Below are 16812 nucleotides of genomic sequence, written 5' to 3'. Positions count from 1 at the left end.
GCCTCTACCTTTGTCAACCTAAGTTTTACTTCATGGTGTGTGGGAACTTCTCTTTACACCGCCTACTCACGAACGGGTGTGGGCAAACGGAGCAATTAAAGCTGGAAAGATGGATTTTGACAAGGGGGTAATTACCCATTGTGGAACGAAATGCTGCCAATTTCTACCAGCTATTGACTTCTTTACCGAAATAAAATGGTATAACTTTTTGTTTGTTTGTTTTGTTTTCCTCACTTTCCCTCAAAAAGCGCGTTACACCTATGCAATTTCAAACTGTTTTGGTTTGTACAGAACTATCTCTCGTTCAATGAGAGAGTTTATACTCTGGAAATAATATCCTTATGCTCAGGAGAGAATAATCCCCTGAGCCGGCTCTGTTTATGGATGGCTGGTTTTGGTGGGTGGTGCTCACAAGGTAATTTGTTTAACAATTCTCTATAAGGAAAATATGAAACTACTGCTTAGAGAATAGGTCTAGATGACATGACAACAAAATTGGAGTTGTCATGAAACAATAACATCCGGTTGTAGAGATACGAGGATGGTTAATTTGCTAGCTTTACTCAAGTGTCAAATTCAATAGTTGCTTCTTTAACCATTATGGCTTATGCAAGTCTGTTTTGCAGGGAATAATATTACCATATTTTAGTCCTCCTAGAGTTTGAGTTTTTTATTTGATGAGTTTGTGCACTAGGGGAGATGTTCTATATTGTTATGCCAAACAATTCACAGGCATTTCGGGTGGTGAGAGTTGCGATCGCATCAACCGTTTCTCCCCGTAATCTGGCTACTTGTTCGGCTACGTAGAAAACGTATGCAGGCTCGTTACGCCGTTCGCCTCGTTTTGGGACTGGTGATAAAAAAGGACAATCTGTTTCTATTAACAAGCGATCGCTCCTCACCATCGCGGCTGATTCTTGAATTTGTTTCGCGTTTTTAAATGTCACTGTTCCGCTAAAACTGATGTAGAAGTCCAAATCTACAAACCATTGTGTTTCTTCTGGGCTTCCACTCCAACAGTGCATGACACCCCGCACACTTTCTCCTTTGAGGTTTTTCCATTTTTCCAGGATTTCTCTGACTTCTCGTGCTGCATCACGACAGTGGATAATCACGGGTTTGTTGAGTTCAGTGGCGATCAGAAGCTGTCTCTCAAAGACTTGGCGCTGTTGCTCGTCGTTCTCTGCTTTGTAAAAATCCAGCCCCGTTTCCCCGATCGCTACGACTTTAGAGTCACAACCAGCTAAATAAACGATTTCATCTGCTGTTTGTGCATGCCATTTGGCTGCATCCAAAGGATGCAACCCCACAGCAAAGCTGATTTCGGGAAAACGGTGAGCCAGAGCTTGAATGCTCTTAAACTCAGATGGTTCTACACACGAGTGTACTAGATGTACGACGCCTGCTTGTTGCCAGCGCGATCGCACTGCCTCTATATCTGAGTGGAAAACGTCAAAGTTAACGTGAACGTGAGTGTCAAAGAGCTGCATTCCTTATCCTTATGTCTTTTGTCTTTAGTCCTTAGTCCACAAGGAGGCTCCAAAGACTAAAGACTATCGACTATTGTGCAGTTGCTGCTGGTTGTGTACGTGCTTTGAGCCTTTGAGCCAATTTTGACTTTTTCCTTGCTCCATTGTTAGGATGAAGTACACCCCTTTTAACGGCTCTGTCGATTTTGCTGTAAGCCTCCGACATCCGAGCAAGCACTTCTTGCTTAGATTCCGGGCTTTGACTCGCCGCATATACTTCTACCGCAGCGAAGTATTTTTTCATCAGGGTCTTCACTGCCGATTTATAAGATTTGTTACGCAGTCGGTTACGTTCTGCGATTTCGGCGCGCTTGAGAGCAGACTTTGTATTCGCCACAGTCAGTTCCAAAAAAGACTATTAATACATAAACACACTACTAGACTTACTAATATAGCATCATTGTTGCAAATGTTAGGGTGAAGCGCGAAAAATTTCACGAATTGAACAGGGTGTAGGGATCAAATGTATTGGTATTCAAACCCCAACCAATTGTGGACACCGTAAAAGACGGTGGGGTTTTAAACCCGGTTGCTCCGAACGCTGAACGGGGTATAGGCGAATAGAGACACCCTACACCCTACACTTGACGGAGCGAAGCGACGATAAAGATTTTATTTTTACTCTGACTAGAGTGATTAAAGACTGTAAGACACTTCAAAGGAAAAAGCTTTCTTTTGCTTTTGAAGTTTGTTGTTATGAATGGTCAGTAGTTTTTGTAAAGCAATTTTTATTTTTTATTTAAAATTAGGATCTTTGTTTAAGTTGTCATTTGTTTGAGTAGGGTTTGTAAAATTATTTCTTGTCATTTAGGAAAATCAAAGTTTAGGTTATGAATGACAGTCTTGGTGTGAATAATTTTATACTCAGTACGTATTTTCGTGAGCTAAAGATTTAATGTCAAAGGAAGTTTTCTAATTTACCAAAAATTTAATGATTTCTCTTTGTATTTCATTGGTGGTACACACAAAGTACTTGACTTAAGTCATCACTTTCATGCGAAATTAGTAAACAGATTTACAAAATTGCAAAAAGCGATAAAAAACACATCTAAAAGAAAGTGGTCTTACTTATACAGCCAAAAATAATTGCTGAAAAAAAAGCGCCAGATAGACTTAGGATATACTCATGACTCTCCAAACACTTATGAAGTCAAGTTATTGAGAAAGTCAGGCGCTCTTTTTCAGCGTGGAAGATTAATAAGGTCTTAAGGGTGTATTGATTTGTCCGAATATCTTTGATTAGCGTAAAAATTCAGAAGGTTTTAGGGGTGCATTAGTTTGTCTGAATTTAGCTGAACGCAAAAACGAAGTGTTTGAACTTAAAGCTGGTGTTTTGATCTGGATCACAGACGGCTTTCCCAAGATGTAATTCAATTCTTGTGGTTTTTCACGAGGAGGTGTTGTTTTTCCCACAGGTAAAGATATCGGTGAAGTTTGATTTGCTTGTAGATAAAGTTCACCTTCGTTGGTAAAGCGAAGCTGTTTACCTTCAAGCTGCAAGTTTGATTTCCTTAACTGCTCACCACGCTCAAAGGTCGCAAGAAATGTGACGTTGCTATCTGGACGCAGTTTCATCTGTTTTTGATACGCTTGCCAAGCTTCCTGAAAACGACCATCGGGTGCTACTTGCCAAAGATTAAGGTTTGCCTGCCATTGTCCCTGCTTAACTTCAACAATTTGGCGAGCGAGAATTGAGCGATTATTGTTTGCTTCATCGTTTAAAACTCCTGCTTGCTGTCTTCCTATAGGGATTAAGTAACGCACTGCTGCGACTGCAATTAGGCTCGAATCAGGTAAATTTGTACTGCCTGAGACGTTGTATAAGCCATTACCCCCTGCGGGTTCTACGCTTGTGATTTCTAGTTGCACTTTTTCTTGTGCTTTTTGATTACAGCCAGAACTGAGTGTTAGGAGGAGTAAAGAAAGACCTGTGAGGGTGGTTTTAGCCGATAAACTGAAAAAAATTCGGCAAATTTGATTGAAAATTGGATTTAACATAGAAAATCAGGTATTTATACCAACGAAAAACAACATAGGTTATATTCTCACTTATTTTTGAAAACTTAGACCAAAACAAGAAAAAGTTTCACCACTTTTTGACCAAGCAAATTAACAATCAAAAAATTTGCAGATTTTCGTTAAAATACCCACAGTTTTTGATAAAGTGGCGACATCTCACTAACACAAAATTTTAGTTGTTTATCAGCTAGACTAATGGAGCTCACAGTATTGGATTGTTATAAATTTACTCTGTCAAAACAGTGGAAACGAGCTTTACTTCTGCTTAAGACTGCCTCAATCTCCATTTTTTGGATCATGGCAGTGAATAATGCATGTTTGGCTCAAAAAAATCCACATGTTCAACACTCGAGCAATGCCCAGTTAGGGGAATTACTACAAGTCCCCAAGTCACCTGCGCCCAGCAAACGACAAAAACCGAGGTCCCAAACAGTCCCTCCACCACCCCTGAGTTCAGGAGAAGTCACTGGCGTAGCAGTCGCAGTTGGAGGAAAACCTTCGTTCCAAAGTAGACAGGAAACACCAGCAGATGACATAAAACAGTTGGAAAGAGGTTTTCTCCAAGAGAAAACACCTGGAAAAGTTCCAAAAGCACCAGCGAAATCGGTTTCACCTCGTCCGAATGTGATGGCACAAAATGCCCAGGAACAAATTCGTCAATTTTCTGGAGCGACAAGTCTAGGACAACCGAGTATTCAAACCGCTCCACTTCCAGGAACTTTTGGTAGTACAACAACGCAAGAGTTTACAGCACCATCAACACCGACTTTTAACCAACTTCTCAATTCTCAATCTCAAATACAACAAGCTCCTTTACCACCACTTCCAGGAACTCCTACACCAACATTCAATCCACCCATCAACTCTCAAACAGAAATACAGTCACAGGTTTATAACACGAATGGTGTGGGAGCAACAAATCAACTTCTCAATGCTCAATCAATACCGGAATCATCAGTTTCAAGTGCTCCTGCAACACAAACTTCTAACCAGTCTTTCAACTGCCAAGTTGTATCGTCGTCACCAGGTTCAGGTACCGCAGCACCAACCTTTAATCAAGTCTTAAACTGCCAAACGACAACGGTGTCATCAGTTCCAAACACTCCTGCGCAAACCTTCAATCAACTCCTGAATTGCCAAGTTGTCACATCTCCATCAGCCTTTGGAACTTCCACTTCAAGTTCTAACCAACTCCTGAATTGTCAAGCTGTTTCGTCGGTAGCAGTTCCCCAAGGAATACCAACTGCACAAATCCAAGCTCCCGCAACTCCCGCAATTCCCACGGATTCAACACCGTCATTGTCAGCAGCAGCATTAAATACTCCACAACCAGTGGATAGAAGTCGCCCGATTATTAGAAGCAGTGCTTTGCAAGAACCTTCTTTACAGATTCAAGGAGTTTACATCACTCAAGGAGATGATGCTGCTGCACGGGCACGAGTTGCAGGAGTTTATCCAGTCAGCCCGCAACTGTTGTTTGGAGCAACTTTAGATTTTGTGAGTGGAGACAACATTCTTGTTGACTCTCGTGGAGAGGGTTTGAACATCAACGAACTTTTTCTGGCAACTTCTATAGGAGGAGTACCTAATCTCCGTTTTGTCTTGGGTCAAATAGATTTGACATCTTATTTTGACCGGAACAGCTTTGCCAAAGATGGCGCAAGTCAATTTTTTAATTCGGTTTTCCAGACAAATCCGGCGTTGTCAGCAACGGGAATAGCTTCTCGCGCTGGGTTACTTGTGAACTGGAGTGTGACTGATAATATTGAAGCGAAAGCAGCAGTTTTTTCGTCGTCCAATAAAATAAGTGACTTCACTTTGGACGGATTTGCCGGAGAAGTCGCTGTACGTTACGGAAATGCGATTATTCGTGGAACTTATGCGAGCGATCGCGATGCTGGTATTCGTGATAGTTTCCCTGAAAGCTTTGGGATTGCTAGGAATACAGAAGGCACAATCTTTGGACCCCAAAAAGATGATCGCGAAGAAGCATACGGTCTGAATGCTGAAGTTTTTGTTCCCAACTTGAAATTAGGTATTTTTGGACGTTATGGGCGCTACGAAAACCGCGATTTAGGCAAAGGGGCAGATACCTACTCATTAGGACTCAGCTTTTTGGATTTGTTTACCCCAGATGACCGCTTGGGTTTAGCTTACGGACGTGGTTTAACAAACGAAAGCTTGCGTCGTGGAGATAACCCAGACGTGTTAGAACTTTTTTACGATTTTAAATTCCTTCCTAATCTCCGGTTAGGTTTTACGGTTCAAGGACGAGATAGTTTTGAGGAAACAGTGCTCGGTGTGAGAGTGCTGACAGATTTTGATGTGACTCCAAGAGGGAGAAGATCTCAATGAGTCAAAAACATAAATACAATACCAATCTCTGCTTAACACAGGCACCGAGTGTTCAACAGATGACAACGAAAAGTTTTTCTGATCTTGTTTTGGTGACTGCTTTGTTTTTTGTTTTGACTTATATAGTCAATATCCCGTCGTTGAATAACATTGCTCCTGTCCAAGCACAAAAGTCTTCGTCAGCGACGCAACGCGGTTACAATCTCCTCAAAAAAGGATGGGTTAATGATGCTATCAAAGCCTTTGAACAAGCATTAAAGCAAAATCCGCAGTCTCTACAAGCCAAAGTTGGGTTAGCAATTTCTTATAACCGCGCTGGACGTATTAACGAAGCTTGGAATGCTTATCAACAAGTGCTAGCGCAAGATCCCAACAACCAAGGTGCGCTCAAAATTGTTGGGATCATGGGCACTTATCGCCCAGAGTGGCAAGTACGGGGGATTGAAGCTCTCAACACTTTGTTAAAACTTAATCCCAACGACGTACAAGCCCGTTCTTACCGGGCTTTATTGTACACCTACCAAGGAAGGGTGAGCGAGTCGGTCCAAGACTATGAAATAATCTTGGAAAACAATCCCACATCAGAAACTATCCTTGGAGCAGCTCAAGCTTACAGTTATAGCCGCAATTACCAAAAAGCTTTAGAACTGTTCAACCGCTATCGAGTCAGTGGTAAGCCGATCACTGGATTTGCTGCAGTCGCCTACGCGAGTAGCTTGCGAGAAACAGGTAATCCAAAAGCAGCAGTACAAATTTTGGAAGGACAGTTACAAGGTTCCAAGAGTCTCGACAAACTAGCCATTGAGACACGTGCTGAACTTGCTAAGGCGTATGTTGCCAATCAACAGTCAGCGCAAGCTTTTGCAGTATTGGAGCCTATACAAAACAGACCAGAGGCGATTTTACCTCTAGCACGTTCCTTGAATGAGATTCGCTCATCAAGCAATAACCCTGACATAGCACAACAAGTGGCGACTCTCTATCGTCAGGCGATCGCCAACTCTCCCAATCCCTCGCCCACTTTGTTGCGAGAAGCCGCTGATGTCTTCACTGGCTTACCTCAACAAGAGCAAGCAGCATTACAACTTTATCGTCAAGTGGCTCCACAGTTCCCGAATGATAAAAGTTTGGTAGTGCGGCAGTTAGTCCTAGAAAATGAATTGGGACAACTTACCAAAAGTGACTTCAAAAGGCGTTTGGTCGCTGCAATTGACCCTTTACCCTCAGATGCAGGGCAATTGCAACAGATAGCTCTTGCAATATCAGACGTTGATGCTCCTGATCCAGAATTTCTGCCTCTCTATCAAAGTCTTTTACCAAGGGTGAACGTACCATTTTTAAATTTTCGGATAGCTCAGATTGCTCTACAACTGAATGATACAAATGGAGCAAGACAAGCTTTGGCAGCTTACACAGCAACACCTGAAGGAGCCAAAAGTCTCGCACCTCAGTTGCTAGCAGCAGAAATTGAGCGACGAGAGGGCAACTTAGAAGCCAGCGCTCAACGTTTCCAAGCTGTCTTAGCAGCTAAGTCAGGAGGTGATGACATTATAGATGGTGCTTTACGTGGACTAGCAGGTGTGCGAATACAACAAAGACGGTTTGATGAAGCTTTGGCAATTTATGATCAATTGATCATCCGTCAACCGCAAAATTTGACAACTCAGTTAGGACGAACCAGTATCGCCTATCAAGCCAAGAAGATTTCTGAGCAAGAAGCGCAAGCAGTTCTCAATAATTGGTTAGCCACACAACCTGCGACGAATGCACCTCCAGAACTTTTTAGTTTAGTTGGAACATTGCCAGCTCAACCACAGCGTGAACCTCTGTATAATTATTTAGTTCAAGTTGACCCAAGCTATTTACCAGTGCAACTGCGTCTCGTACAAGTCATAGCAAAACGTAATCCTACTGAAGCACAAGCACGAGTCAAACAGTTAATTGCTCGCCTCCCTAAAGACGCGAACACATATCAGTTACAGGGAGATTTGGCGCGAGCAATTGGTGATTTGAATATGGCTGGCAAGGCTTATGAAAATATCTTGGCACAGCAACCAGATAATATAGATGCTCTTGCCGCTTTAGGGGGAATTCGTTTTGAACAGCGGCGTTTTGATTCTGCACAGCAAATTTACTCTCAAGTTGTAGCACAGAAACCACAAGATAAAGATGCACGTCGCGCCCTTGCTGGCTTAAGTGCTATTACTGATCAGCCTCTATCAGCGCTGGCACAGCTTGAGCAACTCGAACTAGAACAAATATCCCAAGGCACAAGCGATGCTGAAGTGTCCCGTCAGAGGCAGCAAATACAAGAAGATTTCTTGCTAAGACGTGGCTTTCAGCCCTCTTGGGAGAACTATGAGCGCAGAGGAAAATGAAGAGGATGAGCTGGTGTGATTGGACGATGAGGTGAGAAAAATGACTTTCCCCACCTCCCCACCTTCCCACCTCCCCACCTCCAAACCTCCTTTTTGTCCGTCTTTGTCCTCTTTTAAGCATGCGGCATCTAGTGAAATTAGCAGTTATTGTTAGTATGGTCGTTCTCAATTCCTGTCATTTAGGATACTCAATAATAAAGACAAAAGTATCGGATGGCAGGAATCCGGTAACAACAGCAATGCCTTTAAAGAGTAGCGAAAGTAACTCAACAACCATCGCGAATTTACCTAAAAGTATTCGGAACCGAGAGTTACTGGCTCAAAGCTGGGAAATATACCGGAAGAGATTTATTCAGGGTGATGGTAGAGTGATCGATTATGAAGCAGGCGATCGCTCTACCAGTGAAGGTCAAGCATATGCGATGCTGCGAGCAGTTCTAATCAATGATCCTGCAACTTTTGCTCTAACTTTGAACTGGGGAGAAAACAACCTCCAACGACAAGTGGATGGCAAACGGACAGACAACTTGTGGGCATGGAAATGGGGACGAAATGCAGATGGGAACTGGGGTACTATCGATAATAACTTTGCCAGTGATAGCGATATTGATGCGATTACTGCCTTGATTCTGGCCTCAAGGCGTTGGAATCGTCCTGAATATCTAAATTTGGCAAAAGCGAAACTGCAAGATTTGTGGAATCTTTCCACTATGGTAGGACACGAAGGTAAGCTCTATTTGCTACCTGGTCCCACGGGGGCATTTGTTCCCAATGCTTCTACCATTTACCTCAATCCTTCTTACTTGGCTCCCTATGCTTTTCGGCTATTTGCTCAAGTTGATCCACAACATGATTGGTTGAGTTTAGTCAATACAAGTTATGAAGTCTTAGAAAAATCTGCGCCAGTTTCTGCTGTCGGGTTACCAAGCGATTGGATTGCTCAAGATACCAAAACAGGAAAATATCAACCCTTGCCACAGACAAGCCAACTTCAGACTGTGTATGGTTTTGATGCTTATCGAATTTGGTGGCGCTTGTCGCTGGATGCGGCGTGGTTTAATTCACCACAAGCCCGACGCTATCTCCAAACAAACAGTAGATATCTGCAACAGCAGTGGCGCGAGCGATCCCGTTTACCAGCACGCATCGACTTACAAGGCAAAGGATTAGTCGATTATGAATCAACAGCACAATACGCTATGCTTTACGCCGCTTGGGAAGTAGTAGAACCACGACTAGCAAAGGAGTTACTTGAGAAAAAAATTTTACTTCAATACAAACAAGGAGTTTGGGATGATAAGTCTGCTTATTATACACAGAATTTGGCTTGGTTAGGTCTGTTGTCTCCTTCTGTCATTCCCCAGCAACTCTTGAAAGCGAAGTAGCCAAAGATTTTGATTGATTATTCAAAAAATAATCAATCATTGTGCTCAGTTTTGAGTTATATAAATAACAAAATTCCAATTTGTATATATCGCTAAAAAAACTCACACAAATTACAACCAAAGGCCAAAACTTTTCCCACTATATCTAGTCATCACACCGTCATATGAAGCCGTTGTTTCATCTTTCTAAAGTCAGTACAAAAGCAATTATTTTTACTTTCTGCTTGTTACTGGTTCCGAACTCATTACAAAGCGCTCAAGCTCGTAATCAAGAAGACGATTTGCCACACGAAAATTCACAACAATACCGTGAAATTTCTCAGCAACCAAAGTATTCTGGACAACAGCAAACTCTCTTGTTAGCTCAAGCAATTAGACGCAACGCTAACAGCGAAGACGAAAGCGAAGAGACAGAATCCGAGGCTGATGAGCCGAAGAATCTGATACCGTACACCCTAGACTTTAGCCGCAGTCCAATTGTCGGTAATCGGATGCGCTTACGAGGACTTAATGGAGAAGGTCGTCTTGGCTTTAACCGTCCTCGTGGTTGGAAAGTTGAAAAGCTTCAAGCTTTAATTCGGTTTCAGCACTCACCATCACTGTATGCTAATCGTTCTAACCTGACGGTCCTGATCAACGATACTGCTGTCGGTAGCGTACCGCTCAAAAGCAAGCAGTCCCAAATCAGTGAAGTACGGATAAATATTAACCCTAGGTTGCTTCAAGACTACAACGAAATTAAGTTTGTTGCTCAGCAAAATACCTCACAACAATGTACTGATCCGCATGATCCCAATTTATGGACGGAGATTCTGCCAGATTCTAAATTAATATTCGGTTTCCAACGGCAACCAATTCCCCTCAACTTTAGCCGCTATCCTTATCCTTTCTTTGATCAGCTTGGCTTAGAAACGAACAATATTGTTTACGTGCAACCAAATCAGCTGAGTCAAAATTGGTTGACAACAACAGCTCGTTTGCAAGCAGCATTTGGTAGATTTGCAGATTTTCGCCCAATACAGACAAGCTTGGTCTCTAATATTAAGAATGTCAAACCTGAACAGCGGTTGGTGATTATTGGAACTCCCAGCGAACAGCCAGCTTTAACCTCTTTGAAATTACCTCTTTCTATTAGTGGTACTGAAATTCTCGATATCAATAAAAGACCCGTCTCAGAAGATACAGGGGTATTGATTGCAACGAGAACTAAAGAAAAAGGTGGTACACCTGTCTTAATTGCAACTGGTAATGGACCAAGGGGTGTCGCAAAGGCAGTACAGTTTTTGGTGCAGCCAGACTTGCGAAAAATGGGAACAGGTCCAGTCATTTTTGTCAATCAAGTCAAAGATGTGGCACCGCCAGAACCTCGACAATGGCCTCGCTATATTCCTGAAGACAATAATTTTAGACTCAGCGATATTAGAACTCCAATCAATGGTGAACCATTTAGTGATGTGACTGTACGTGGTTCAGAAGCACCGCCAGTAGAAATTAATTTCCGCACTTTACCAGATGACAGATTTTTGCGTGGCAGTACCATGAACTTGGTTTACAGCTATGGTCCACAAATGAACCCGAGAACTTCTGCGATTGATGTGTTACTCGACGGTAGATACATTGGGGGGACACGTCTAACTGCAGATTCTGGAGAAACCCGCCAAACTTTGAAAGTGGATTTACCAGCAAGTTTGTTGAACTCTGAGTCTAAACTCCAAGTGTTCTTTCGGATGAATCCCAAAGAACCGTTTGACAAACAAAAATGTCTGAGTGCCGCAGATCAACAATTAGTAGGTACACTTCATGCTGAAACAAACTTCGATTTAAAACGGGAACCTTCTGTACAACTTCCAGATTTAAAGTTGTTGCAATTTGGTTTTCCGTTTGCTGCACCTCAAGATCTCTCTAAAATGGCGATCGTCTTGCCACAAAACCCATCTAATACAGATATACTCACCTTGCTCGCCTTGAGTGAACGCCTAGGGCGGTTGAGTCAAGCAGAAGCCATCAAATTTCCGGTTTATACGCCAGAATCAATTCCTGACTCAGTTCGCAAGGGTTACCATCTTGTCGGAATTGGTACACGGGATAAGTTTCCTTTTCCGGAAGTCTTTAAGTCCACTGGCTTTAATTTGAGTCAAGCATTCTCCCGCGTATCAGCTCAAGGCACAATTCAAACTCCACGGGATTCACAAGGCTTGATTAAGCAAATTATCTCTCCTTGGAGCAATGAGCGAGTCATTCTAGCTTTAACATCTCAGACAGAAACTGGTTTAGAGCGAGTTCGGCAAGTGGTCAAGCAAGACCCGTTGTTCTTCCAATTAAAACAGGACACAGTGCTTGTTGGTAGCGATAAGAGCAATCCATCTCCCTACGATGCCAGCGACTATCAACTAGAGTTTTTCCGTAGTGCTCCCTCAAAAGCTCGTGTGGAAAATACTAACTTTTTGAGTAAAATATCGCGCTTGCTACAAGAAAATTGGCTCCTACTACCTGTTGGTATTATAGGTCTGTCGCTCATACTTTATGGAATTGTCCAGTTGTATCTAAAGCGCCTTGCTAGTATTGACAGGAATTAATTGTAACTTTATTTTCTGCGCAGATACACGTAGGTAGCACAGACAGTTTTACCCGTTGATCTGCGCTTCAAGTCCCAATTTGAAAATTTATACCCCAAAATCGAAAAATGTCTTCTTCATCAAGTTCGCCTCCAAGAGGGCCTTTCAACTTAACTAAATGGCTCGTTGATCTCACACCTCGATTTTTTGACCGTACTTTAGAAAAATTAGGTATGAAACAGTTTAAGTGGCTTGTCTTGCTGCTTCTGTTTCTGTCAATTCCACTCATGATTGCCCCGGTACGAATCTGGCAGCAGGCGGTCATTGGCTTGTTTCTAGTGATACTTGGTCAATGGATTATGCACGCCGAGGAGCGAGAGTCTTCTCCTGAAATTAGCCAGTATTATCACTTGTTCATGGCGTGGCTGAGTATGGTAACAACACTACGTTATTTGTATTACCGCACAAGCTACACTCTGAACTTTGATGGCTGGCTCAATAGCATTCTTTGTGTAGTGCTGTACGCAGCAGAGCTGTATGCTATTCTCACCTTGACACTGGCTTATTTTCAGACCTTAAAAATTAAAGAGCGTCAGCCGGTTGATCTTTCCAACATTCCTCAAGAAGAGTGGTTCAATGTTGATATTTACATTCCCACCTTCAACGAAGATGTTGAAATTGTTCGCAAGACAGTGTTAGCCTCAATGGCTTGTGATTATGCTCCTGGTAAAAAAACGGTTTATGTCTTAGATGATGGTCGTCCAGAAAGGTACAAGGAAGACGATCCTCGTCGAGAAACATTCCGGGCTAGGCGAGAACAGATCCGGCAAATGTGCGAAGAAATTGGTTGTATCCACATGACGCGGGACAACAACAAGCACGCAAAGGCGGGTAATATCAACAACGCCTTTCAAAGAACTGAGGGTGATTTAGTTTTGATTTTAGACTGCGACCATATCCCATCGCGTCAATTTCTAATGCACACTGTAGGTTTTTTCTATGATCCAAAGGTGTCGTTTGTCCAAACCCCTCACTGGTTCTATAATCCTGACCCCTTCGAGCGTAATTTGCTGACTCGCGGTAAAATTCCGGTGGGGAATGAACTTTTTTATAAGGTGCTGCAAAAAGGTAATGATTTTTGGAATGCTTGCTTTTTCTGTGGTTCAGCAGCGATCATTCGTAAGTCTCATGCCTTGGAAGTTGGGGGAATTGCGGTTGAAACTGTAACAGAGGATTGTCACACAGCACTACGGTTGCATTCTCGTGGTTACAAGTCTGTCTACTATGACAAAATCATGATCGCTGGCTTAGCGCCAGATACGTTCTCTTCCTATGTTGGTCAACAAGTGCGCTGGGCAAGGGGTATGGCGCAGATTCTCCGATTGGAAAACCCCCTGTTTAATCCCTGGCTGAAACTAAAGATTCCTCAACGCATTTGTTATTTTAGTGCGACTTCGCACTTCTTGTATGGATATCCCCGACTGGTGTATGCAATTGTTCCAACCTTGTTTTTATTGTTTGGTGTCAATCCCATCCGAGGTCTAGGTTTGGAAACTCTGGCATATGCTGTACCACACATTCTTCTGGCCTTATTCACTAACCATATTATTTACAAAAGTGTCCGTTTTTCTTTTTGGAACGAAGTTTTTGAATTTGTTATGGCTTTCCAAGCGGGGTGGGTGACGATGTTGGCGCTGATTAACCCCAAACTTGGTTCGTTTAACGTCACTGATAAAGGCGTGAATGTTACCAGACGTACTTTTGACTGGCAGTCAATGCGTGGTCTAATAGTGGTAACAACGCTTATTGTTGCTTCCTTATTTGCGGTTCCCTACTGGTTGCTGCTTCGTCCAGAGGATTGGCAAGCAGTCTTGGTGAACACCTTGTGGTCAGGTTTTAATTTGATTTTGCTCATAGCAGCATTAGTGGTTGGCTTTGAACAGCCGCAAGTCCGTTCTTCTCACCGTTTGCAGCGACGCCTTCGTGTCCTTGTGTCTGCTAATAACCAAACATTTAGGGGCGAAACAGTTAATATCTCAGAAACTGGAGCGTTGATTGCTTTAGAATCTTGGCCGAATTTATCGGATGAAGTTGATGTTGAAATTATGGGAGATTCTACGACTCGCGTCTCCTTAACAGCAAGGGTTGTGCGAATTTCTCCCATAAGTGATTCTAAGGTATTTTTGGCAATTGATTATGTCAAACCTAACCGCGCCCAAATGGATAATTTAATCCTGATTTTGTACTCTGATGTGCGAGAATGGTATTCGCAGAAGCGGGAGGTTATAGACCAACCAGCGGCTTCCCTTGGGTTTCTTGCGACTAGTCTGAATCGCTCCTTACGCGATATTAAACCAACTCCTCGTAGCCAGGTGCGTAAACAGGTGAGCGCTGTTGGTGAACTTTACTGGGATGGTCATTTCTTCCCTGGAATTGCTACGGAACTGGGGGTAACAGGTTTACGATTGGAAATGCGGAGCAAAAAAGCTAAATCCAGTAACAGGCTGCTTGGACAAGAGGACTTGCACCAGATGCGAAATGTGAAACCACTTGTTGGTTTGCTCTTGAGTCGAGACGAGGGGAATCCCTCACCGAGTAAGTTGGTTGCTGAAATTTCTGCGGTCAAAGAAGAGACAGAGAACAAGCTTGTTATTGATTTAAATTTCCCGCTAGAATTCAAGCAACACCAAAGTCCCAAGATTAGGCAACTTTTGCAAGTGTTGTAAAGCGTAATCATTCACAAGGTCATGAGCTTGCGCTCAGTTTAAAGAACAAAAGATATTTGGAATCACAGATGAACACAGATGAAATGTCTGTGTTCATTTATTGTTTATCTGTATACTAACTAATAACCATTTCCGGTTTGCATGAAGCGGAAAATTATCAAAACTCATTTTTGAACTTCATCTATGACATCAGAAACGGATATTATTCCTTTAGCCAATCTAGAGTACATTCCATATATTGACGATCACGGTCAATTTCCTGAACAATTGCAGGGAAAAATTGGAGTATACGCAATTTTTGACCAAGAAAAAGTGTTACAGTTTGTGGGCTATTCTCGTGATGTTTATCTCAGTTTAAAACAGCACTTAGTACGTCAACCACAAAATTGTTATTGGGTAAAAGCTCAAACAATTGAACGTCCTAACCGGACAATTTTAGAAAATATTGAGCAGAATTGGATTGTTGAAAATGGTAGTGTTCCTGCTGGAAATGCAGATAATAAAGATAAATGGACGCAGCCGATAGATGTCAAAGCAGTTATGACGCCTGAAGAACAGGCTAATTATAACAATCCTACAAATGATGAAATAATGCAAACTAAAATCATTAAAAATGTGGCACGGCGAGTCGAGGGTGAAATCATAGCAGTTTTAGAATTACGTGGTTTACAAACAGAAATTCGCTTCAATCCTAAATTAAAAGAAAATGGCTTATTAGATTTGAAATAAGACCATTGCACATTTAGTTTAACTGAGTGTAGAGGTATCGGGTAGAGGGGTCATTACCCACATTTTTAAAAATGTGTCCTCTTGCCTTTTTCTGTCCTCATTTGGCATTTTGGCAACTACTTTGATTTTGTGAGGAGTATTGTAGCTGTTAATAGGTTATTGCACCAAAAAGCACACCTCACAAAGCAAAAACTCCTCTTTTCGGTTAATGACGGATCTAGTACTGTACGATTCGAAATCAGTACTAAATGTTATGCTTTCATGGTTTGCATCCTCCCCAGGCTTATCACCTGGGGATTTCTTTGGTCAACTTCACCTATCGGAATTTAACTAGTAACGATGTTACATTTTGAATTGACTTTCTTTTTTCCTGTTCTTCTTTTTTAGGGATGTAAATGTGAACAAGAGAATTCAGATCATCGGGGAGCATCATGTGAACATGAGTGATGAACGCGGTAGCGGTAGATTCTACCAAGAAATGTTGACATCAGCTAATCAATATTTCACCAAAAAAGTATCTGTGTGGGATTGCGGTTTTGCAATGAAGGACATTCCTTTTTCTCGCAACTTGCAAACATCATTCCCTCAACCTATAAACAAGCAAATTTTTATCTCAAATGATTTGCGACTCCAACAACCGGGAATCATATTCTCTGGTTGGCAAAGCATGAAACAAAATTTTGCGGCAATTTCCGCCCTGTTGATAGATTATTTAGGGACTTTAGCAAGCGTTCCAGAGTTTTTGCAGAAAATGTGGGCTCAAACCCCTCTTTCTTATACAAGCGATCTAGGTCTAGAATCTATTTAGATAGTTCATTGGAGCGTTTGTATTTGCAAGTGGCTAAAAAATCTATATTTTTTCACCAGCTATGAATTCATTTTCTGGTTGGTATTGGATTCCCTTTTGTTTGATGCAGGTAGATAGGCTGAAGGCGAGGAACCATCTTGATTGTGACTCGTCGGGAATGCCATTCACATAAGCTTGAAAAGCTCTAGTAAGAGTTTTAAAGAAAACTCCTAGCTCACGAGCTAGCATAGTTGCGTTATCAAATTCCAGGCTTTTTTCCCGGTTGCCAACTGCTAATTATAAGAAAACTTACATTCAACCAATTGAGCAACTTTTTATCAGTTAGATT

General features: G+C 42.1%; 11 protein-coding genes. 7 read left to right on the top strand and 4 right to left on the bottom strand.

What is annotated here, in order from left to right; all coding sequences use genetic code 11:
* Positions 1–704 precede the first annotated feature (704 nt).
* The 3 genes from DP117_RS02440 to DP117_RS02430 all read right to left on the bottom strand — a co-directional run bounded on the left by DP117_RS02440 (position 705) and on the right by DP117_RS02430 (position 3527).
* Complete coding sequence (locus tag DP117_RS02440) at positions 705–1490, bottom strand: TatD family hydrolase (protein ID WP_169216746.1); 786 nt, start codon at positions 1488–1490, stop codon at positions 705–707.
* A gap of 70 nt (positions 1491–1560) precedes the next feature.
* Positions 1561–1866, bottom strand: coding sequence for a 30S ribosomal protein S20 (rpsT, locus tag DP117_RS02435; protein ID WP_169216745.1), 306 nt, complete (start codon positions 1864–1866; stop codon positions 1561–1563).
* 902 nt (positions 1867–2768) lie between these two features.
* A complete protein-coding gene (locus DP117_RS02430; RefSeq protein WP_169216744.1) occupies positions 2769–3527 on the bottom strand; it encodes a hypothetical protein in 759 nt (252 codons plus the stop codon).
* Positions 3528–3845: 318 nt separating this feature from the next.
* On the opposite strand from DP117_RS02430, the gene DP117_RS02425 reads away from it, so the two are divergent.
* The 7 genes from DP117_RS02425 to DP117_RS02395 all read left to right on the top strand — a co-directional run bounded on the left by DP117_RS02425 (position 3846) and on the right by DP117_RS02395 (position 16484).
* Positions 3846–5903, top strand: coding sequence for a porin (locus tag DP117_RS02425; protein ID WP_339381262.1), 2058 nt, complete (start codon positions 3846–3848; stop codon positions 5901–5903).
* On the top strand, positions 5900–8281 hold the full coding sequence (locus DP117_RS02420) for a tetratricopeptide repeat protein (protein ID WP_169216742.1): 2382 nt from the start codon (positions 5900–5902) through the stop codon (positions 8279–8281). The genes DP117_RS02425 and DP117_RS02420 overlap by 4 nt, the downstream gene beginning before the upstream one ends.
* Before the next feature lie 131 nt (positions 8282–8412).
* On the top strand, positions 8413–9666 hold the full coding sequence (locus tag DP117_RS02415) for a glycosyl hydrolase family 8 (protein ID WP_348982989.1): 1254 nt from the start codon (positions 8413–8415) through the stop codon (positions 9664–9666).
* Positions 9667–9830: 164 nt separating this feature from the next.
* A complete protein-coding gene (locus DP117_RS02410; protein WP_169216740.1) occupies positions 9831–12242 on the top strand; it encodes a cellulose biosynthesis cyclic di-GMP-binding regulatory protein BcsB in 2412 nt (803 codons plus the stop codon).
* Between the two features lie 107 nt (positions 12243–12349).
* Positions 12350–14947: a UDP-forming cellulose synthase catalytic subunit gene (gene bcsA, locus DP117_RS02405; protein WP_169216739.1), complete on the top strand. Its 2598-nt coding sequence runs from the start codon at positions 12350–12352 to the stop codon at positions 14945–14947.
* A gap of 183 nt (positions 14948–15130) precedes the next feature.
* Entirely contained in the window at positions 15131–15676 is a 546-nt protein-coding gene (locus tag DP117_RS02400; RefSeq protein ID WP_169216738.1) for a GIY-YIG nuclease family protein, read from the top strand.
* Positions 15677–16073: 397 nt separating this feature from the next.
* Entirely contained in the window at positions 16074–16484 is a 411-nt protein-coding gene (locus tag DP117_RS02395; RefSeq protein ID WP_169216737.1) for a hypothetical protein, read from the top strand.
* Positions 16485–16526: 42 nt separating this feature from the next.
* Here DP117_RS02395 and DP117_RS02390 read toward each other — a convergent pair whose 3' ends face one another.
* On the bottom strand, positions 16527–16712 hold the full coding sequence (locus DP117_RS02390; RefSeq protein WP_169216736.1) for a hypothetical protein: 186 nt from the start codon (positions 16710–16712) through the stop codon (positions 16527–16529).
* Positions 16713–16812 lie beyond the last annotated feature (100 nt).

The organism is Brasilonema sp. UFV-L1, from assembly GCF_012912105.1.
GTDB lineage: Bacteria > Cyanobacteriota > Cyanobacteriia > Cyanobacteriales > Nostocaceae > Brasilonema.
Note: the sequence above shows the minus strand (reverse complement) of the source record. Positions and strands in the feature narration are given on the sequence as shown.